The sequence below is a fragment of the Christiangramia portivictoriae DSM 23547 genome (assembly GCF_000423045.1).
GTDB classification, from domain to species: Bacteria; Bacteroidota; Bacteroidia; order Flavobacteriales; family Flavobacteriaceae; genus Christiangramia; species Christiangramia portivictoriae.
In genome coordinates this window covers 221,993-241,207 of the sequence record NZ_KE383971.1, presented here as the reverse complement: position 1 = coordinate 241,207, position 19,215 = coordinate 221,993, and the positions used below count along the sequence as shown (strand labels likewise).

The 19,215-nt window shown below is 40.3% G+C and carries 22 protein-coding genes; 16 read left to right on the top strand and 6 right to left on the bottom strand.

Features of this window, described 5'->3' with window-relative positions; translation table 11 throughout:
- Nucleotides 1-301 precede the first annotated feature (301 nt).
- The 4 genes from G529_RS0109490 (at nt 302) to G529_RS0109475 (ending at nt 5,950) form a co-directional block, all read left to right on the top strand.
- Nucleotides 302-1,423, top strand: a complete 1,122-nt coding sequence (locus tag G529_RS0109490) for a PepSY-associated TM helix domain-containing protein (protein WP_026915300.1) — start codon at nt 302-304, stop codon at nt 1,421-1,423.
- 102 nt (nt 1,424-1,525) lie between these two features.
- Nucleotides 1,526-2,947 (top strand): exonuclease domain-containing protein, encoded by a 1,422-nt coding sequence (locus G529_RS0109485; protein ID WP_026915299.1) that lies wholly within the window; start codon nt 1,526-1,528, stop codon nt 2,945-2,947.
- A 58-nt stretch (nt 2,948-3,005) separates the two neighbouring features.
- Nucleotides 3,006-3,854 (top strand): 23S rRNA (adenine(1618)-N(6))-methyltransferase RlmF, encoded by an 849-nt coding sequence (gene rlmF, locus G529_RS0109480; protein WP_026915298.1) that lies wholly within the window; start codon nt 3,006-3,008, stop codon nt 3,852-3,854.
- 272 nt (nt 3,855-4,126) lie between these two features.
- Entirely contained in the window at nt 4,127-5,950 is a 1,824-nt protein-coding gene (locus G529_RS0109475) for a sodium:solute symporter family protein (protein WP_026915297.1), read from the top strand.
- Between the two features lie 41 nt (nt 5,951-5,991).
- On the opposite strand, the gene G529_RS0109470 is transcribed toward G529_RS0109475, so the two are convergent.
- Both G529_RS0109470 and G529_RS0109465 read right to left on the bottom strand, forming a co-directional pair.
- Nucleotides 5,992-6,675: an outer membrane beta-barrel protein gene (locus G529_RS0109470; RefSeq protein WP_026915296.1), complete on the bottom strand. Its 684-nt coding sequence runs from the start codon at nt 6,673-6,675 to the stop codon at nt 5,992-5,994.
- Nucleotides 6,676-6,833: 158 nt separating this feature from the next.
- Nucleotides 6,834-7,148 carry a rhodanese-like domain-containing protein gene (locus G529_RS0109465; RefSeq protein WP_026915295.1) on the bottom strand — a complete coding sequence of 105 codons (315 nt, stop codon included), beginning with the start codon at nt 7,146-7,148 and terminating at the stop codon, nt 6,834-6,836.
- A gap of 136 nt (nt 7,149-7,284) precedes the next feature.
- Between G529_RS0109465 and G529_RS0109460 the strand changes: the two genes are divergently transcribed.
- From G529_RS0109460 to G529_RS16395, 12 genes are all read left to right on the top strand, one after another.
- On the top strand, nt 7,285-7,743 hold the full coding sequence (locus G529_RS0109460; protein ID WP_026915294.1) for a MarR family winged helix-turn-helix transcriptional regulator: 459 nt from the start codon (nt 7,285-7,287) through the stop codon (nt 7,741-7,743).
- Nucleotides 7,721-8,374, top strand: a complete 654-nt coding sequence (locus tag G529_RS0109455) for an NAD(P)H-dependent oxidoreductase (protein WP_026915293.1) — start codon at nt 7,721-7,723, stop codon at nt 8,372-8,374. The genes G529_RS0109460 and G529_RS0109455 overlap by 23 nt, the downstream gene beginning before the upstream one ends.
- A gap of 16 nt (nt 8,375-8,390) precedes the next feature.
- The gene (locus G529_RS0109450) at nt 8,391-8,960 is read left to right on the top strand and encodes a YceI family protein (protein ID WP_026915292.1); all 570 of its coding nucleotides are present in this window, start codon (nt 8,391-8,393) and stop codon (nt 8,958-8,960) included.
- A gap of 218 nt (nt 8,961-9,178) precedes the next feature.
- On the top strand, nt 9,179-10,573 hold the full coding sequence (locus G529_RS0109445) for an anthranilate synthase component I family protein (protein ID WP_026915291.1): 1,395 nt from the start codon (nt 9,179-9,181) through the stop codon (nt 10,571-10,573).
- A gap of 10 nt (nt 10,574-10,583) precedes the next feature.
- Nucleotides 10,584-11,201 carry an anthranilate synthase component II gene (locus G529_RS15720; RefSeq protein ID WP_051201442.1) on the top strand — a complete coding sequence of 206 codons (618 nt, stop codon included), beginning with the start codon at nt 10,584-10,586 and terminating at the stop codon, nt 11,199-11,201.
- Nucleotides 11,198-12,190 carry an anthranilate phosphoribosyltransferase gene (gene trpD, locus G529_RS0109435; RefSeq protein WP_026915290.1) on the top strand — a complete coding sequence of 331 codons (993 nt, stop codon included), beginning with the start codon at nt 11,198-11,200 and terminating at the stop codon, nt 12,188-12,190. The genes G529_RS15720 and trpD overlap by 4 nt, the downstream gene beginning before the upstream one ends.
- Nucleotides 12,191-12,201: 11 nt before the next feature.
- Nucleotides 12,202-12,993 (top strand): indole-3-glycerol phosphate synthase TrpC, encoded by a 792-nt coding sequence (gene trpC / locus G529_RS0109430; RefSeq protein WP_026915289.1) that lies wholly within the window; start codon nt 12,202-12,204, stop codon nt 12,991-12,993.
- A 9-nt stretch (nt 12,994-13,002) separates the two neighbouring features.
- Nucleotides 13,003-13,701: a phosphoribosylanthranilate isomerase gene (locus G529_RS0109425; RefSeq protein ID WP_245566906.1), complete on the top strand. Its 699-nt coding sequence runs from the start codon at nt 13,003-13,005 to the stop codon at nt 13,699-13,701.
- Between the two features lies 1 nt (nt 13,702).
- Nucleotides 13,703-14,884 (top strand): tryptophan synthase subunit beta, encoded by a 1,182-nt coding sequence (trpB, locus tag G529_RS0109420; protein WP_026915287.1) that lies wholly within the window; start codon nt 13,703-13,705, stop codon nt 14,882-14,884.
- 3 nt (nt 14,885-14,887) lie between these two features.
- Entirely contained in the window at nt 14,888-15,652 is a 765-nt protein-coding gene (gene trpA, locus G529_RS0109415; protein WP_026915286.1) for a tryptophan synthase subunit alpha, read from the top strand.
- Nucleotides 15,653-15,728: 76 nt separating this feature from the next.
- Complete coding sequence (locus tag G529_RS16620) at nt 15,729-15,872, top strand: hypothetical protein (protein WP_169513788.1); 144 nt, start codon at nt 15,729-15,731, stop codon at nt 15,870-15,872.
- Complete coding sequence (locus G529_RS16395) at nt 15,873-16,007, top strand: 30S ribosomal protein THX (protein ID WP_084509770.1); 135 nt, start codon at nt 15,873-15,875, stop codon at nt 16,005-16,007.
- A gap of 1 nt (nt 16,008) precedes the next feature.
- On the opposite strand, the gene G529_RS0109400 is transcribed toward G529_RS16395, so the two are convergent.
- From G529_RS0109400 to G529_RS0109385, 4 genes are all read right to left on the bottom strand, one after another.
- Complete coding sequence (locus G529_RS0109400; RefSeq protein WP_026915285.1) at nt 16,009-16,674, bottom strand: uracil-DNA glycosylase family protein; 666 nt, start codon at nt 16,672-16,674, stop codon at nt 16,009-16,011.
- A 4-nt stretch (nt 16,675-16,678) separates the two neighbouring features.
- Nucleotides 16,679-17,440: a peroxide stress protein YaaA gene (gene yaaA / locus G529_RS0109395; protein ID WP_026915284.1), complete on the bottom strand. Its 762-nt coding sequence runs from the start codon at nt 17,438-17,440 to the stop codon at nt 16,679-16,681.
- 90 nt (nt 17,441-17,530) lie between these two features.
- Complete coding sequence (locus G529_RS0109390) at nt 17,531-18,583, bottom strand: RluA family pseudouridine synthase (protein WP_245566905.1); 1,053 nt, start codon at nt 18,581-18,583, stop codon at nt 17,531-17,533.
- Entirely contained in the window at nt 18,573-19,196 is a 624-nt protein-coding gene (locus G529_RS0109385) for a PASTA domain-containing protein (RefSeq protein WP_026915282.1), read from the bottom strand. The genes G529_RS0109390 and G529_RS0109385 overlap by 11 nt, the downstream gene beginning before the upstream one ends.
- Nucleotides 19,197-19,215 lie beyond the last annotated feature (19 nt).

Sequence of the window (19,215 nt, the reverse complement as noted above, 5' to 3'; positions counted from 1 at the left end):
CCAGGAACTCACTTCCATTTCAAAAATTTCTATTTGAAATCATTCTAACAATTTTCAAAATTTAAAAATTTAGGATACATTCGCAACTTGTTTATATTTAGTCTAAATAAACAATTTTTGATGATTTATCACGTAGTGCCAAGGTTTGAAAGCAAAGTTTTTCCAATTCGGTGAAACTGCAAATCTATTTCCAGAGAACTGGATCCGAAGGATGAGCAGCGGAATTACCAGCTAAGTGTCCAATTAAATAATTCAAATAAAATTTTATCAAACCGGTGAGGTTAAAATCATATTATAAGTAATGAAAAAAAAGAAGGCTTATACATTTCGGAAGTTTATGACAGATGTGCATCTCTGGTTGGGTCTGGCCAGCGGAATCATCCTGTTTCTGGTTTGCTTTAGTGGCACCATGCTGGTTTTTGAAAAGGAGATCGAAGCAATTTTTGCTGAAGAACTTCGCGTTGTTCCCTCTTCCGAAAAGTTATCGATCGATGAACTAAGCTCCAGGATATCAGAAAAAGGCATAGTTTCTTCTGTCACCATTCCAACAGAAGCTTCTGAAGCCTACGAATTCAGGGTGAAGACCTCCCCGGAAGATCGTCGGGGAACAACTTTTATGATGGATCCGTATTCCGCAGAAATTCTTAAACCTGAGCCTTCACCACTGGACGAATTCTTCAGTGTTATGTTTAGAATGCATCGGTGGCTTCTTCTTGATACAGGCATTGGTAGGCCCATTGTTGGTATCGCTACAATCATCTTTTTGTTTTTGTCCATTACCGGGATCATCATCTGGTTTCCGAAGAAATGGAAATGGAAGGCTTTTAAACCAGGGTTTAAGATCAAATGGTCGGCAAACTGGAAAAGAATCAATCACGATCTACATAACACTCTTGGTTTCTACTCCTGTATTGTCCTGGTCGTGATGATACTTACAGGACTTTGCTGGTCTTTTGAATGGTATCGGGAAGCAGGAAGCCAGGTTCTGGGTACGAAAATTTTTGGAGGACGAGGAGGTCCCGGAATCACTTCTGAAACACCAGGTTCTGATCTGATTCCTCTTTCAGAAGTCTATTCCATAGCAAATAATGAGTTGGATTATAAAGGAAAAACCAGCATCAGTATTCCCCAGCAGGCGGATGAAGTGCTTCAGATAAGAAAATATGGAGATGTGAACTGGTCTCCTTCAACATCAGACCTGCTGGTACTGGACCGGAATGGAGCGGTGTTGAAAAAAGAACTTTTCGACGATAAGGATCTCAATGTGAAGATCGCCTCGCTCATTAAACCTTTGCACACCGGTGAGATATTTGGGATCTTTTCCAAGATTATTTATTTTCTGGCTTGCCTGATTGCCACTTCCCTACCCGTCACCGGAACCATTATCTGGCTGAATAAATTGAAGAAGAAAAAACGTAAGTAGAAAACTGAACTCAATTGCTCCAATTATTGACGTTTTTGGATTTATTCCATTAGTTTGGATATTTTCCTTTATTTTTTCTGAAGTTTATAGTAATTTGCAGGCATGGAGGAGTTGAAATACGCGGTTGTTGATATCGAGACCACCGGAAACGGTATCAAAGGTAACAGGATCACAGAGGTTTGCGTGATCATTCTTGAGAATGGTGAAATTACAAAAACCTTTACTTCGCTGGTAAATCCCAGTCAATCCATTCCACTGTATATTGAAAGTCTTACCGGCATCAATGATGACATGGTAAGCAGTGCACCGCAGTTTTCTGAAGTCGCAGACGAAATCATGGAGATGACCCGGGACTGTATTTTCGTTGCACATAATGTAAACTTCGATTACAACATCCTAAGGGCAGAGTTTGCCATGCTTGACATGGATTTTAAAAGAAAGCGCCTGTGTACCGTAAGGCTTACGAAAAAATTAATACCGGGTCTTTTTTCTTACAGTTTAGGGAATATTTGTACTTCCATCAATATTCCCATTTATGACCGGCATCGTGCACAGGGGGATTGTGAAGCGACGGTAATCTTGTTAAAGCGCTGCCTTTCACTGGATCCTGAGCTCGAGGTGGTAACCGAATTTCTAAATAGAAAGAGTGGTGCAGAATATCTACCGCCCCACTTCAAAAATGCCGATTTTGAAAAGCTTCCAAAATCTACCGGAGTGTATTTTTTTCGGGATAAAGACGGTATTCCCCTCTACATCGGCAAGGCGAAGAATATCAAAACCCGTATTAAATCCCACTTCCAGGAAAGAAGCAATCGGAAATATTCCCTGATGCAGGAGACTTATAGCATCGATTATGAGCTAACAGGTTCTGAGTTTCTTGCGCTACTCAGAGAAGCTGAATTAATTCTGAAATTTTACCCGAAATACAATAAAGCCCAGAAAAAAGTTTCCAGGCCCTATACCCTTACCTCCTATCATAATCAAAAAGGTATAGAAGTGTTTGCTTTGCACAAGAACAAAATTGCGCCGGTTAGCTGGATGAAATTTTATACTCGCGAAGAAGCGATAAGTTTTCTGGAAAACCTGTGCAAAGACTTCGATCTGTGCCCAAAATATACCGGTTTGCAAAGTGCCAATTCTGCCTGCAACCACTATAAGGTGCATACTTGTAGCGGAGTTTGCAAAGGTGAAATATCAGTTGAGGAATATAACGACCGGGTGAGCAGAGCTGTAGAATTCATTGGAACTTATGACGAATCCTGTCTTCTTATGGAGAAAGGGCGTGTAAAAGGTGAAAAAAGTTTTATATACCTCAACAAGGGTAAATACGCCGGCTACGGATATATTGGACCTGCAGACAACTTTAACCATCCCGACGAATTCACCAATTTCCTGGTACCCGCGAAAACATCGAGTTATGCAGATCGTATTGTAAGTCGGTATTTAAATACAAAGAAAAATCTTTCACCCATTAAATTAGATGCTTCTGAAGAGCTGGTGGAAAATGACCTCTGGTTTGGATAGGTAGCAGATCCAGTTGACAGACTCTTATTTCCTTATTTTTACCTTCTGAAAAGATTATATGCATCCAGAAAATCCTCATAAACAACCTTATGATTTCCCTGCCTTGGTCAAGGTTAACAGCGATCTAGAAAACCATGTCTTCAGAAACAAATATGGCAATCTCACCATAGATTTCAGCAATTCTGAAGCAGTACTTTACCTGAATAAAGCGCTTCTGCATTATCATTATCAAGTTGAGAACTGGGATATTCCAAAGGGATTTCTCTGCCCTCCCATTCCCGGTAGGATGGATTATCTATTGCATCTCAAGGATTTTCTTGATCAAAAGATCGGCAAGAAGCGCTATGCAGGAATTGATATTGGCGTTGGAGCAAGTTGTATCTATCCAATCCTGGCAGCGAAGCATATGGGATGGAACATGATTGGCAGCGATATTGAAATGCGATCTATTGAAGCAGCAGAACAAAATGTCCTGAACAACAAGCTTGCATCTCAAATAAAAATTCGACTTCAGAAGGATCGCGGATCGATTTTGAAAAACGTGATTCGAGAAGATGATTCGTTAGATTTCAGTATGTGCAATCCACCCTTTCATGATTCCGCAGAAGAAGCGAATAAAGCTAATTTCAGAAAAAACAGCAATCTGGGTATTGACACCAGAAAGTTGAATTTTGGAGGTCGCTCCAATGAATTATGGTGTAGGGGCGGCGAAGCTTTATTTCTGAAAAGAATGATTAGAGACAGTCAAAAAGTAGAAGGAAAAGTCCAGTGGTTCACCTCATTGGTTTCAAAACAGCAAAACCTGCCGGCTATAGAAAAACACCTGAAAAAACTGGGTGCAGACTATGATATTATTCCGATGCAACTGGGAAATAAAAAATCCAGATTTATAGCCTGGAAATTTTAAAAATAATCTGACTTCAATTCATTTCAAACTTTTTGTAAGCATCTGTATTTTAAGTATAAACCCTTATTAGGAAATTCAATTAAAAAGTCTAAATTTAACGCTTAAAGTTTTGGTTATCGAGTAAGTATAGCATAGGTGTATTAATACCTTATTCTTTAACTAACCAACCGAAAAAGGGATGACTAAGTCGTCCCTTTTTTATTGTATGCTGATTATAGTCTTACATATATCGAATAAATTTTCGTTATTGTAGCAAATACGCTGCTCTAAGAATGATCGAATTAGCTACTATAGACTACGTCCTTATTTTCTCTTTTTTTGCGCTAACCCTGGGAATTGGATTTTATGTTTCCAAAACTTCAGGTAAAAATTCCAGAGAATATTTTTTGTCTGGCAAAACGATGCCCTGGTGGCTACTTGGCGTTTCCATGGTTGCCACTACTTTTTCCACAGATACTCCAAACCTGGTTACAGATATTGTACGTAATAACGGAGTTTCTGGAAACTGGGTATGGTGGGCGTTTTTACTAACGGGCCTGCTAACCGTCTTTGTTTACGCAAGATTATGGCGTAAATCCAATGTGGATACAGATATCGAATTTTATGAATTAAGATATGGAGGGAAACCGGCGAAATTCCTAAGAGGTTTCAGAGCTTTGTATTTAGGGGTTGTATTTAATGTGATGGCTATGGCCGCTGTGAGTTTGGCTGCGATTAAAATTGGCCAGGTCATGCTGGGGCTGTCTGCTATCGAAACTCTCGCCCTGGCTGGTATTGTAACGGTTATCTTCAGTACTCTTGGTGGATTTAAAGGTGTGGTATATACAGATTTTATACTTTTTTTCACTGCAATTATAGGTGGGATTGGTGCTGCGTATTATTGCGTGAATTTACCGGAGGTGGGCGGACTCGAAAATTTATTGACTCACGATAATGTTTCCGGTAAGCTAAGCATGCTTCCCGATTTCTCTAACACCGAAGCCTTGATCACTCTTTTAATTATACCATTGGCTGTACAGTGGTGGAGTGCCTGGTATCCCGGCGCAGAACCTGGAGGTGGTGGTTATGTGGCTCAGAGAATGCTCGCCGCAAAGAATGAAAATCATGCAATTGGAGCTACTTTCTTTTTCAACGTGCTTCATTATGCTTTGAGACCATGGCCGTGGATCCTTGTAGCGCTGGCCTCCCTGATCGTTTACCCAGATCTGGATAGCATCCAGGTAGCCTTTCCCAACGTGAGCGAAGATAAGCTCGGTCAGGATCTGGCATACTCTGCAATGTTAACAAAATTGCCAGCAGGCCTTCTGGGCCTGGTAATAGCCTCTCTGGTTGCTGCCTATATGTCTACGATTTCAACACATTTAAATTGGGGCTCTTCCTATATAGTGAATGACTTTTACTCCCGGTATATCAAAAAAACTGCTTCAGAAAAAGAATTGGTGAATGTTGGAAGAATAAGTACCATAATACTGATGCTTATAAGTGCAATCCTGGCGCTTGTATTACAAAACGCCCTGCAATTATTCAATATCATACTAATGTTTGGAGCTGGCACTGGTCTTATATTCCTTCTACGCTGGTTCTGGTGGCGCATCAACGCCTGGAGTGAGATTACAGCCATGCTGGTATCAGGCATAATATCAGTAATCTTTAATTTTACAGGTGCCGGCATTTATATGTTTGGCGGTATGGACATTGCTACAAACTCACAAATTACAGGAATACTTCCTGGTTGGGCTACCTATCCGGTGGTGGTTGGCATCACTACTTTTTGCTGGTTGCTGGTTACCTTTCTAACAAAACCTGAGAGAAAAGAAGTGCTCATTAATTTCTACCAGCGCACTCAGCCTGGAGGACCGGGCTGGAAAGCTATAGGTAATCAAATGGATGAAAATGCCGCTGCTGACTCCTGGAATGTTCCTTTAGGAATTGTAGCGACCATACTTGGGTGCTTCGCTGTATATGCTGCTTTATTCAGTACAGGTTACTGGATCTATGGTGAATATTTCAAGGCAACCATTACTACGGGTATTGTTCTGGTTCTAGCCTTTGTTTTAAGAAGGCTTTGGTTTAAGATCCGAACCCAGGTACTATAAAAAAAGGCTCCAGAGGAGCCTTTTAAATGTGTCGTGTTATTTTAAAAATAACATCCACCTTTTCTTCTGCCTGGATTCGCAGAACTATCAAATATTTTGAATCCTATGCTTAGCATGATCTGGTTCAACCTTGTATCATTAAAAGTCGCACGATTAATCCCATAGTCAGCATTTACAATATCGATCCCCTGATTTTCTTCTGAAGACAAAGAACGATCGTATCTTAAATCAAGTTCAAATCTTCCAAAAGAACCTTTGATACCAACCTGACCAGAAAGCGGAGTATTTTGAGCTACTATTTCCAGATCTGGCGGCTCAGTTCCTTCCAGTGAGGCGTCCAGTATATTTTGATAAGCAGGACCGGCATAAATGTCGATTGGTCCCCAAATATTATATCCTACCAGTAAGGGTACATTAATTTTGTCGACCGCATAGATAGAAGGGGCAGTAGGAAATGGAAATTCAGTTTCCATGGTGCTGTAAATAAATTCGGGTCTTAGTAGGAATTTTCCGAATCTGACTTCGAAAAAGGCACCGGCGTGAAATGTTATCTCAGATTCGGCTTCCACAACTCCGTCAAAATACAACCCATTAGAACTTATACCTGTGATGGTACCGCCTGAGGAATAACTTGGTCCTCCCTTTATTCCGAAGCTAAAATCCTGGGCAGTTAAACTCGTAGCGAACAATAGCGCTGTAATTAAAAAAGATAAAGATTTATTCATGATGCTTTAATTCGAGGTCAATCGGGGTTAAATATATCAATTAAATATACTAATCAAATAATCCGGTTTAAGTTTTTAACGCATAAACCGATGTTTCAGTATTAGTATAAATAAAAAAGCACCAACAAGTGGTGCTTTCTAAACTGATTATAAATAGTTTAGTTGGTTTCCTTTTCTCCTTCCCATTCTGAAAATCCTCCGGCAAGATTGTAGGTTTCTGCGAATCCCATTTGATCCAGCAGGGTACAGGCCTGGGAGCTTCTTTTTCCAGAGCGACAATATATATAGTAATGCTTGTCACGATCAAGCTTATCTACTTCATCAACAAATTCCTGACCTTTATAAATATCGATATTCTTGGAGTTTGGAATATATCCTTCATCGACTTCCTCCTCTGTTCTTACGTCCAGAAGAACTGCCTTATCATCGTTTTTGGCTTTCTGTTGCCATTCGTCCTGTGATAATTCTTTCATGTTACTCAAGTTTTGATTAGTGTAAAGATAGGATTGCTTAAAAACCGTAAAGTCCCCAAGGACTTTTTTAACAATTATTTATTATCATTATCAAATCATATTTTTATATTTGTACATACAAATGTTGTACTAACAAATGAAAATCGAGGATCTCTTAAAAACTTCTAATCAGATTTCAGAAACTAAAAAACTAGTCCTGAATTTAATTGTGACGGCCAATCATTTAGGCGATCAAATGCAGGATGTATTAAAACCATTCGGTATAAGTCCGCAGCAATTCAACGTTCTAAGGATCTTAAGAGGACAGAAAGGCAAGCCTGCCAGTCTTGGTAATATCCAGGAACGAATGGTTAGCAAGATGAGCAATACCACAAGACTGGTGGACAAACTGATCGATAAAGGCCTGTGTCAAAGAATCATTTGTCCTTCCAATAGAAGGAAGGTTGAGATCACAATTACCGAAACTGGACAGGAGCTTTTAAAAGAGATCGATCCTCTGGTTGAATCCATGGAGAACAGTTTTTCAGAAAAATTGACAACACAGGAATTAACAGATTTAAATTATAAATTAAATGAGCTTAGAAACACAGACTAAAACAAGATTCAACGAAGACCTCAACTGGAGATATGCTACAAAGAAATTTGATAGCGATAAGAAAATCAATACTGAGGACCTTCATCAATTATTGGAAAGCATTCAGTTGACTGCCTCTTCCTACGGGTTACAGCCATATGAGGTGATCGTAGTTGAAAATCCGGAAATAAGAGAAAAATTAAAAGCTGAAGCCTGGAACCAGACCCAGGTGACAGAAGCATCGCATTTGGTGATTTTCGCAAATCTTACCAGGGTAACTGAAAGATATGTGGATAATTACATGGACAATATTGCAGCTACGCGTAATATGTCCAGAGAAGACCTGAAAGGTATGGAGGATATGATTAAAAACACCACGCTTCAATTACCCCAGGAAAAGCAGAATTTATGGGCAGCGAAACAGGCTTATATCGCTTTAGGGAATTTGTTAGCTGCAGCGGCACATATGAAAATAGATGCCTGCCCAATGGAAGGTTTTGATGCGGAAAAGTTTGATGAAATTCTTCAGCTTAAAGATAAGGATCTCACTACGGCGGTGATTGCGCCTATTGGGTATCGAAGCGAGGATGATAAGTATCAGCACCTGGCTAAGGTTAGAAAATCAACTTCAGATTTAATCCAATTCGTTTAATATAATAATAAGTATCATGAAAAGTAAATTAATCAATTCCGCAGTAATTATGCTCGTAGTAGTAACTACCGTAGCATTTACAAATTCGAAAAAAGAGGTAAAAACTTCTGAAAGCAGCATTACCTGGACCGGAGAAAAAGTGACCGGTTCTCATGAAGGAACTATTCAACTGGAAAGTGGCTACCTTATGATGGAAGACGATAAGATCACAGGTGGTGAATTTGTCATGGACATGAGCAGTATTACCGTAACCGATCTTTCAGGAGATGGCAAAGCGAAACTGGAAGGACATTTGAAGTCTGATGATTTTTTCGGAGTAAATGATCATCCTAAAGCAAAACTCGTGATTACCAGCGCGGCTTCTAAAGGTAACGGTAAGTATGGAATTGTAGGAGATCTTACCATTAAAGAGAAAACACATCCTTTAACATTTGACCTGAACATGAACGGTGATACAGCTACCACTCAGGTAACTATAGATAGAACCAAGTACGATGTACGTTACGGGTCTGGTAGTTTCTTTGACAATCTTGGAGATAAAACTATTTATGACAATTTTGACCTTGACATTAAATTGCAATTCTAATAAGTTTCCCAAAGTAAATCTTTGAGATTCTTTTTAAAATTTAGTTTGATAATGAATAATTGATTTCTATCTTTGAAGCCATGTTAATTATGAATACACATAACTGGTGGTGGAGTAACTTACGCAAAAGATCGTGAGCTGATACGCCATTTCATATATAGATATATAAGGCTTGTCTCACGACAAGCCTTTTTTTATTTAAAAAAATTTAAGATTCCATGTTCGAATTAAATACAACTTCAAAAAAGATCCTTGCAGATACGATCACCCCGGTAAGTATCTATTTGAAGCTTCGGGACCGCTATCCAAATAGTCTTTTGCTAGAAAGTAGTGATTACCACGCCAGTGACAATAGCTTTTCCTACATCTGCTGTAATCCAATCGCTTCCTTTAAGGTCGAAAACGATATGATTACTGAAAGTCTGCCTGATGGAACCGTTCAAACAACGAAGATTGACCAAAAGGTTTCAGTTCCTGCTGCGATCCAGCAATTCTCCAAAAGATTTAAGGCAGATACTTCAGATTATAAATTCATCAATAATGGGATTTTCGGCTATATAGGATATGATGCCGTGCGATATTTTGAGAATGTGGAGATAAGCCGGAAAGAAAAGGATTTACAAATTCCAGATGTTTACTATGCGGTATATCAAAACATCATCGCGATCAATCATTTTAAAAACGAAGCTTATATCTTTGATCACAGTTATGAATCTGAATCCAGACTGGAGGAGATAGAACAACTGCTGAAGGTTAAAAATTTCGCATCCTATAATTTTTCCAGAACCAATGAGCCTACCTCGAACCTGAACGACGATGAATATCGCAACGTGGTGGAAGCTGCGAAGGAGCATTGCCAGCGAGGTGATGTATTCCAGCTGGTACTGTCCAGGCGCTTTTCTCAAAAATTCAAGGGTGATGAATTCAATGTATATCGGGCATTGAGGAATGTAAACCCTTCCCCCTATCTCTTTTATTTTGACTACGGAAATTTCAAAATATTCGGTAGTTCACCTGAAGCGCAATTGGTGGTAAATGAAGGTCGGGCTGAAATTCATCCTATTGCCGGAACTTTTAAACGTACCGGGAATGATGAAAAGGACGCAGAACTGGCCAAAGAACTCGCTGCAGATCGTAAGGAAAATTCAGAACACGTGATGCTGGTTGACCTGGCACGCAATGATCTAAGCCGTAACGGAAGTGATGTAGTAGTTGAGAATTACCGCGAAATACAATTCTTTTCTCATGTGATTCACCTGGTGAGCAAGGTTACCGGAAAGATAGCCGCCAATGTACCAACTCCGCAGATCGTTGCAGACACCTTCCCTGCCGGAACTTTAAGTGGTGCGCCGAAACCCATGGCACTGCGACTTATTGAAAAATTTGAAAATGTGAATCGGTCGGCTTACGGTGGTGCGATTGGTTTTATGGATTTTGAAGGGAATTTCAATCATGCGATCATCATTAGATCTTTCGTAAGTAAAGATCACGAACTACATTACCAGGCAGGTGCCGGAGTTGTTTCAGAATCAAAACCTGAAAATGAATTGCAGGAAGTATACAATAAACTGGGAGCCCTTACCAAAGCTCTGGAAATAGCTGAAGAAATATAGTATGGAAAAGATGAAAAAGATACTAGTAATAGACAATTACGATTCTTTCGTCTACAATCTTGTACATTATCTTGAAGAACTGGATTGTGAAGTGACGGTGAAGAGAAATGACCAGCTTGACCTTGAAGAGGTGGAAGATTATGATAAGATTTTACTATCTCCAGGTCCTGGAATCCCGGAGGAGGCAGGCCTTTTAAAACAGATCATTGCAGAATATGGAGCAACCAAAAGTATTCTCGGGGTATGTTTGGGGATGCAGGCAATTGGGGAAGTTTATGGTGGTACATTACTAAATCTTGAAGAAGTTTATCATGGTGTTGCCACAAGTATTGAAGTATTTGTAGAAGATGAATATCTATATAATGGTCTAGAAAGGGAACTGGAAGTTGGGCGATACCACAGTTGGGTTGTTGCCAGAGATCTTCCTCCCCAGTTGCAGGCTACCAGTTATGACATAAAAGGTGAGGTAATGTCGTTGAGACATCGGGAATTTGATGTTCGAGGTGTTCAGTTTCACCCGGAATCGGTTTTGACGCCAGATGGCAAAAAAATGATCAAAAACTGGGTTGAACACGAATCTGAATCGGTAACACATCAGAATAAGAAAAACGAGCATACAACTTCATGAAAGATCTTTTAAACAGGCTGATTAGTCACGAGACAATTACAACCAGCGAAGCAAAACAGGCCATTTTCAATATTTCTGAAGGTAAATATTCAGAATCACAGATCGCGGCATTTCTCACCGTCTACATGATGAGAAGCATTACTATCCAGGAGTTGGAAGGTTTCAGAGATGCATTGCTCGAACTGTGTGTAAAGGTAGATCTCAAGGATTACAACACCGTGGATCTTTGCGGAACCGGTGGTGATGGAAAAGACACTTTTAATATTTCCACAACCGCCTCTCTTGTGACTGCAGGTGCAGGAGTCAAGGTGTCCAAGCATGGAAACTATGGTGTCTCATCGGTGAGCGGAAGTTCCAATGTGATGGAACATCTCGGTATAAAATTTAGCAATGACGAAGGCTTTCTTCAAAAGTCGCTGGAAGAAGCCAATATTTGCATTTTACACGCTCCCCTATTCCATCCCGCTATGAAGAATGTAGCGCCGGTAAGAAAAAGCCTGGCCGTAAAGACATTCTTTAATATGCTTGGACCAATGGTAAATCCCGCTTTTCCTAAGAATCAACTTGTAGGAGTTTTCAGTTTGGAGCTGGCACGTATGTATGCGTATCTTTATCAAAATACAAACAAGAATTACACAATACTCCATGCTCTTGATGGTTACGACGAAATTTCATTAACCTGTGAGACCAAAAGTATTCGAAATGATTCTGAAAGCATGTTGAGACCGCAGGATTTTGGAGTATCAGAATTACAGCCATCACAGATTGCCGGAGGTGGTTCGATTGAATCTTCCGCAGAAATCTTAACGGGCATATTGAAAGGAAACGGTACGGCAGCGCAGGAAAATGTCGTATGCGCCAATGCAGGGATGGCCATCGCTACTGTAGAAAATCTTAGTGCTGAGGATGGTTTTGCCCGTGCAAAGGAATCGATCGCATCTGGAAATGCCTTCAGATGTTTCAAAAAATTACAGGACTTAAGTACTTAAATACTGAGAATATGAATATTCTGGATAAAATTGTCGCAGACAAACGCCGGGAAGTGGAACTTAAAAAATCCATTTTCCCCGTAGAACAGCTTGAAAACTCCATCTTATTTCAAAGAAGCCCGGTTTCACTGGCAGATAAACTTAGATCTTCCAGCAGTGGAATAATCGCTGAACACAAACGAAGGTCACCTTCCAAATCTATCATTAACCACGACCTCAACGTTCAGGATGTGGCCAGCGGCTATCAGGACGCCGGAGTTTGCGGCATGTCTGTCCTTACTGACGGTAAATACTTTGGGGGTTCCCTTGAAGATCTTTTATATGCCAGGGCGGTTGTGGAAATGCCTGTTTTGCGTAAAGATTTTATCGTAGATGATTACCAGATCCTGGAAGCCAAAGCATTTGGTGCCGATGTAGTCCTGCTAATAGCGGCCGTATTACCCACGGAAGAGTTAAAACGTCTGGCAACTTTCGCAAGAAATTTAGGCATGGATGTTCTACTTGAAGTTCACGACCTGAAGGAACTTGAAAATTCGATCGAGGCAAATGTAGATATGATTGGGGTCAATAACAGAAACCTTAAAACTTTCGAAGTGAGTATTGAAAACTCCAAAACTCTTTCAAAACATATTCCAGATGAATTCGTCAAGGTTTCAGAAAGTGGTATCAGCGATCCGCAAGTGATCGCAGAACTTCAGGACTATGGGTATAAAGGCTTTCTGGTTGGAGAGAACTTCATGCGTACAGAAGATCCAGGGAAAGCAGCCAGGGATTTTATAAAAGGAATTAATAGCAAGTCATAAATAGAAATGATGCAGGAACAAAACTTAACTACGCCGGCTTCAGGACAAAGTTCTGGATTGAGTCTTAAGGTTTGTGGGATGCAGCAACCAGGAAATATGTTGCAGGTAGCAGATCTAAAGCCTACTTACATGGGTTTTATATTTTACGAAAAGTCTCCCCGCTATTTCGACGGAAAACTTCCTGAACTTCCTTCTGATATCAAAAAAACAGGAGTTTTTGTAAATGAGACAATTTCCATCATCTTGGAGACTGCCAGCAAGCATCAACTGGATGCTATTCAGTTACACGGAGAGGAGTCGGCAGAATTCTGTCAAAAACTGAAGAATAGCTTTCAGCAACAAGGGAGTACCCCTGAGCTTATCAAGGTTTTTAGTGTTGGTGATCACTTCGATTTTCAGAGAATTCAGGCATTCGAAGGTATCGCAGATTATTTTCTATTTGATACTAAAGGAGTATTACGAGGTGGAAACGGTAAAGAATTTGACTGGCAGATTTTAAAAGAGTATCCCTCCAACACGCCCTTTTTCCTTAGTGGTGGTATTGGCCCTGAGCATGGGGAAGCCATAGCCGAATTGAAAAATCATTTCTACAGAGAAGGCAAACCAGATCTTCTTTATGCCATAGATGTAAATAGTAAATTCGAATTAAAACCCGGATTAAAAAAATTGAAGGAATTAAAAGAATTCAAACAAAAGATAAATTCATAAAATGAGCTATCAGGTAGATGAAAAAGGATATTACGGGGATTTTGGCGGAGCTTATATTCCTGAAATGCTGTACCCCAACGTAGAAGAACTGCGTTCCAGGTATATTGAGATCATGCAGGAGCAATCCTTCCAGGAGAAATTTCATGATCTGTTAAGAGAATATGTAGGGAGACCTACGCCATTATATTATGCAAAGCGGTTTAGCGAGCATTACGGCACCAAAGTATATCTTAAACGTGAAGATCTTTGCCATACGGGTGCTCATAAAGTAAATAACACAGTTGGGCAGATCCTAATGGCGCAAAGGCTTGGAAAAAAAAGAATCATTGCTGAAACTGGAGCTGGTCAACATGGTGTGGCCACCGCAACGGTTTGTGCTTTAATGGGAATGGAATGCATCGTCTATATGGGCGAGGTGGATATTGAAAGACAATCTCCCAATGTAGCCAGGATGAAAATGCTGGGAGCCCAGGTAATCCCGGCAAAATCTGGAAGCCGTACTTTGAAGGATGCTACCAACGAAGCTATTCGCGACTGGATCAATAATCCCGTAGACACTCATTATATCATAGGTTCTGTGGTTGGACCTCATCCTTATCCAGACATGGTAGCCAGGTTCCAGAGTGTTATTTCTGAAGAGATCAAGTACCAGTTAATGGAAAAGGAAAATACAGAAGATCCAGATTATGTGATCGCCTGTGTGGGTGGTGGTAGCAACGCTGCCGGCGCCTATTACCATTATCTCGACAATCCAGACGTTGGAATTATTGCCGTGGAAGCAGCTGGTAAAGGTATTGATACCGGGGAAAGTGCTGCCACTTCTGCATTAGGAAAGCCGGGAATTATTCATGGAAGCAAAACGCTTTTAATGCAAACTGGTGACGGGCAGATTACCGAGCCTTATAGTATTTCAGCTGGCCTGGACTACCCGGGAGTTGGACCTATGCATGCGAATCTTTTTACCAGCAAACGAGGCGAATTTATTAGTATTACAGACGAAGCAGCCATGAAAGCCGGTTTGGAACTGGCCAAACTGGAGGGAATAATCCCTGCGATAGAAACCTCGCATGCCCTGGCAGTTTTTGAAAACCGGAAATTTGAAAAGGACAATATTGTTGTGGTGAATTTATCAGGTAGAGGTGACAAGGATTTGAATACGTATATTGACTATTTCAATTTATAGAAAATGAATAGAATTCAGGAGAAATTAAAAGAAAACAAAAAACTTCTTTCCATATATTTTAGTGCAGGTTTTCCATCACTTGATGATACTGAACAGATCATTTTAGACCTGGAAAAAAGCGGTGTCGACTTTATCGAGATTGGACTTCCATTTAGCGATCCACTGGCAGACGGCCCTACAATTCAGGAAAGTTCGACTAAAGCCCTGCGCAATGGAATGACCACGCACAAACTTTTCGAGCAGCTAAAGGATATTAGATCAAAAGTTGGGATACCTTTGATCATCATGGGGTATTTTAATCCAATGCTGCAATATGGAGTAGAGGAATTTTGCAGGAAATGTGCTGAAACTGGCATTGACGGACTTATTATCCCAGATCTACCGGTGGATGTCTACCATGAACAATACAAGCAGCTTTTTGAAAAATATGGATTGATCAATATATTCCTTATCACTCCTCAAACTTCAGAAGAAAGAATCAGGTTTATCGATTCTGTGTCTAATGGATTTATATATATGGTAAGCAGCGCCAGTGTTACCGGATCTACTTCAGGTTTTGGGGAAGCAACCAGTAATTACTTTCGCAGAATTCATGAAATGGATTTAAAGAATCCTCAGATTGTAGGTTTCGGGATTAAAGATCAGGAGACTTTCAAAGCGGCCACACAATTTGCTAAAGGTGCGATCATTGGTAGTGCTTTTATTAAACATCTTGAAAAGGAAGGGACATCGAAGATCTCAGAATTTATTAGTCCTATCAAGCTTTAACCTAATTGTAACAGCCTCTTAGGAGCTTTTTAGACTACTACTTGCTATCTTAGATCAAATCGTAAAATTATATATTATGGGAGGACCAATTGAAGATAACAAGAGAGAAAGATCAAAGGATCAAAAAAACCCAACTAATCCCACCGGAAATCGCAACGAAAGAACGAATAAGGTGGATTTTGATGAAAAGACCATCAAAGATCAGCAAAATAAGAAATAGATGGGTCGAGGTGACAAGAAAACGAAAAGAGGAAAGATTGCTATTGGAACCAGTGGTAAGCTGAGGCCAAAACGTAAAAAATTCAAGATCAAGCCTACTACCCTGGCTCACCAGGATAAAAAAGAATTGCAGTGATCTAGAAAAATTCTTTATACTGAAGAACCCTGAAATCAAACGTATTGAATTCAGGGTTTTTCTTTTTTATTTCCTTATAAAGTTCAGAACTGCCAATTGAAATATTCGCAGCACCTGAAGGCGCGATCAACGATACTGTTTTAATGACCCGTCCATCCAAAATGAACTGATGAATCCTGGGTGATGTGTTCGACACGATCTTTAGTCTAATGTCTGTACCCGTCTTCTTCAAATATCTTCTGAAGAAATATTCAGGACCGTTTTTAGAATTCCCTCCGGTAAATAGTAGTGTATCGATCTTAGGATTCTTCCGAAGAATTTCCAGCATATCGCGTAGCTTTACTTCCTGCATTCCCAGGTCACTGGCATTGACCTTTGCGCGCATGCTACTCTCCACGATGTCACAAATCCCAATCTTTCTCCTTTTCAAAAAATCCTGGCGCTGCTGTATCGCTTCTGAAGTGTTCTCAAACTTCAACTCCAGCTGAAATAACCGAGAAAGCACCGGCCATAACAAACCATCCCTGCTGCCATAGCAAAAATTTACATCATCTGGCTTCAAGTCCCCTCGTGTAAATCGCGGAGGTGGTAGCGTTCCTACAATGAGCTTCGTGGCATCTTCAGGAATAAAAGGTGGAAATGGATGAGTATGATGAAAAAGTTCCAGAATACTATCTTATAAAAGTTGGCTGATTTTCCTTTTCTGTATGCTCTTCACTAAAGCGATAATCTTCGTAATCGAAGCCTTTGATATCTTCCAGTGTCTCGCAATCTTTATCGATGATGTATCTAACCATCGCTCCGCGAGCCTTCTTCGCGTAAAAACTGATGATCTTGAGCTTTCCGTTCTTATAATCTTTAAAAACTGGTGCGATGACCGGCACCTTTAATTGCTTGGTATCTACTGCCTTAAAATACTCGTTACTGGCAAGATTCAGAAATAACTCTTCATCCTTCAGCTCAGCATTTAATGACTTTGTGATTTTATCCTTCCAGACCTCGTAAAGATTTTCATTGCGCTCAATTCCTATAGAAGTTCCCATTTCCAGGCGATAAGGCTGCATGAGATCCAAAGGTCTTAGGATGCCGTACATCCCGGATAATATTCTTAAAGTATCCTGAAGTTTATCAAGTTTATCTGTAGGAATGGTATAAGCATCCAAACCTGTGTAAACATCGCCATCGAACGCGTACATTGCCGGTCTTGAATTCTTCTTGGTATGATCTTCCTCAAATTCCTGGTATCTGGAGTAATTAAGATCTGCCAGTTTATCACTGATGCTCATCAATTCGGAAAGCTCTTTCTTGGATTGACGGGATAACTTCCTGTTTATTTTGGCGGTAGTTTCCAGGAATTGTGGCTGTGTACCACGACTGCTGGGTAATTTTGAATCGTAATCCAGGCTTTTAGCTGGGGAAACAACAATTTTCATTTTCGTGTTTTTCCAAATATAAGCTGAATCATCAAAAATCCTGAAGCCTCCCAGAATTAGTTATCGATAGATCAATAGACAGCTTTTATGTTAGAGATTCTCAAGCTGACTTTTCGCATACGCTCTCCACTTCTCAACACAAAGTTGAATGTCCTCAGGAATTTTAGTATCAAAACTTAACCATTTTCCTGTTGTTGGATGGGTAAAACCTAAGGTTTTGGCGTGCAAAGCCTGTCTTGGAAGCACCTTAAAACAGTTGTCTACAAATTGTTTGTATTTCGTAAAAGTAGTTCCTTTCAGAATCTTGTCGCCACCGTAGCGTTCATCGTTAAAAAGCGTATGCCCAATATGTTTCATATGCACCCTGATCTGGTGAGTTCTGCCAGTTTCAAGTCTGCATGAGACCAGGGTTACGTACCCAAGTCTTTCAATCACTTTGTAATGTGTCACCGCTGGTTTTCCCTCCTCTTCCAGATCTCCTTCATACACGATATTCTGCAATCGGTTCTTAGGATTTCTACCAATATTCCCTTCTATGGTTCCTTCGTCTTCCACTACATTTCCCCATACGATCGCAACATATTCCCTTTCGCTCGTTTTATCGAAAAACTGTTTTGATAAATGCGCCATTGCTTCTTCGGTCTTGGCAATCACTAGCAATCCACTGGTATCCTTGTCGATCCTGTGAACCAGTCCCGGGCGATCACTACTATTGTTCGGTAGGTTATCAAAATGATGTACAAGCGCGTTGATTAGTGTACCGCTGTAATTACCATGACCTGGATGTACCACCATTCCGGCAGGTTTGTTTACTACCAGTAAAGTATCGTCCTCATACTCAATATCCAGTGGAATATCTTCAGGCACCAGCAAATATTCATAAGGAGGATGCTCGAACATCACCTGTACCGTATCGCCGCCTTTAACTTTATAATTTTGCTTTACGGTTTCACCATTTACGTAGATATTTCCGCTTTTGGCTGCCTTTTGGATTTTGTTCCTGGTTGCGTTTTCGATGAAGTTCATCAGGTATTTATCCACCCTAAGTGGATTCTGCCCTACTTCAGCAACAAACTTATGATGCTCATAAAGGCTTTCATCCTGATCATCCAGGTTGGTGTTGGGTTCCATATTAGAATTCATCTACTTCACTTTCTGTTTCCTGTTCTACATCCAGACTATCTTCGTCCAGTTCTCTGTATCTTCCACTCCCATCGCCAAGAACAAGATCAAGCACAGATGTCTTCATGAGCTTTTCACCGGCTTCCACCAATTTTCCTTTATGTCTTATTTCAAGTACCGCATCTTCAGCAATATCTGGCTTGTAGCTAACCTCTCCAATTTCGAAACCTAAAGATCTTAAGGTTGGTTCTACCTGTCTGCGGGTTTTCCTGATCAGGTTTTGTGGAATCTCAACCTTTCGGTACCCGGAAGGATTAAGGGTTAAATAAATTTTACGGTCCTCCTTTACAAATTTGCCCGGTGCAGGCGCCTGGTCTATCACAGAGTAACGAGGAAAATCCGGGTTAAAATTTGCCGAATCAAGAATTTCGAAATCCAGATCCATCTCATCCAGACGATCTTCCACTTTATCCAGATTCATTCTCGCAAGATCGGGAACTTCGATACGCTGATCCTGATTTGTGGAGTAATCCAGCCATTGCATTGCCAGAAAAGCAAGTATAATCAATACAATACCGGCAAGCACCAATTGAATTAAAAAGGTCTTGCTGAAGATAAATCGAAAAAATCCCATAGTTTCATGATAATGGACA

Excerpts from the sequence above, each read along its gene's own strand:
- G529_RS0109490 (WP_026915300.1), top strand. The coding sequence starts at position 302 with ATGAAAAAAAAGAAGGCTTATACATTTCGGAAGTTTATGACAGATGTG.
- G529_RS0109485 (WP_026915299.1), top strand. The coding sequence starts at position 1,526 with ATGGAGGAGTTGAAATACGCGGTTGTTGATATCGAGACCACCGGAAAC.
- rlmF (WP_026915298.1), top strand. The coding sequence starts at position 3,006 with ATGCATCCAGAAAATCCTCATAAACAACCTTATGATTTCCCTGCCTTG.
- G529_RS0109475 (WP_026915297.1), top strand. The coding sequence starts at position 4,127 with ATGATCGAATTAGCTACTATAGACTACGTCCTTATTTTCTCTTTTTTT.
- G529_RS0109470 (WP_026915296.1), bottom strand. The coding sequence starts at position 6,675 with ATGAATAAATCTTTATCTTTTTTAATTACAGCGCTATTGTTCGCTACG.
- G529_RS0109465 (WP_026915295.1), bottom strand. The coding sequence starts at position 7,148 with ATGAAAGAATTATCACAGGACGAATGGCAACAGAAAGCCAAAAACGAT.
- G529_RS0109460 (WP_026915294.1), top strand. The coding sequence starts at position 7,285 with ATGAAAATCGAGGATCTCTTAAAAACTTCTAATCAGATTTCAGAAACT.
- G529_RS0109455 (WP_026915293.1), top strand. The coding sequence starts at position 7,721 with ATGAGCTTAGAAACACAGACTAAAACAAGATTCAACGAAGACCTCAAC.
- G529_RS0109450 (WP_026915292.1), top strand. The coding sequence starts at position 8,391 with ATGAAAAGTAAATTAATCAATTCCGCAGTAATTATGCTCGTAGTAGTA.
- G529_RS0109445 (WP_026915291.1), top strand. The coding sequence starts at position 9,179 with ATGTTCGAATTAAATACAACTTCAAAAAAGATCCTTGCAGATACGATC.
- G529_RS15720 (WP_051201442.1), top strand. The coding sequence starts at position 10,584 with ATGAAAAAGATACTAGTAATAGACAATTACGATTCTTTCGTCTACAAT.
- trpD (WP_026915290.1), top strand. The coding sequence starts at position 11,198 with ATGAAAGATCTTTTAAACAGGCTGATTAGTCACGAGACAATTACAACC.
- trpC (WP_026915289.1), top strand. The coding sequence starts at position 12,202 with ATGAATATTCTGGATAAAATTGTCGCAGACAAACGCCGGGAAGTGGAA.
- G529_RS0109425 (WP_245566906.1), top strand. The coding sequence starts at position 13,003 with ATGCAGGAACAAAACTTAACTACGCCGGCTTCAGGACAAAGTTCTGGA.
- trpB (WP_026915287.1), top strand. The coding sequence starts at position 13,703 with ATGAGCTATCAGGTAGATGAAAAAGGATATTACGGGGATTTTGGCGGA.
- trpA (WP_026915286.1), top strand. The coding sequence starts at position 14,888 with ATGAATAGAATTCAGGAGAAATTAAAAGAAAACAAAAAACTTCTTTCC.
- G529_RS16620 (WP_169513788.1), top strand. The coding sequence starts at position 15,729 with ATGGGAGGACCAATTGAAGATAACAAGAGAGAAAGATCAAAGGATCAA.
- G529_RS16395 (WP_084509770.1), top strand. The coding sequence starts at position 15,873 with ATGGGTCGAGGTGACAAGAAAACGAAAAGAGGAAAGATTGCTATTGGA.
- yaaA (WP_026915284.1), bottom strand. The coding sequence starts at position 17,440 with ATGAAAATTGTTGTTTCCCCAGCTAAAAGCCTGGATTACGATTCAAAA.
- G529_RS0109390 (WP_245566905.1), bottom strand. The coding sequence starts at position 18,583 with ATGAATTCTAATATGGAACCCAACACCAACCTGGATGATCAGGATGAA.
- G529_RS0109385 (WP_026915282.1), bottom strand. The coding sequence starts at position 19,196 with ATGGGATTTTTTCGATTTATCTTCAGCAAGACCTTTTTAATTCAATTG.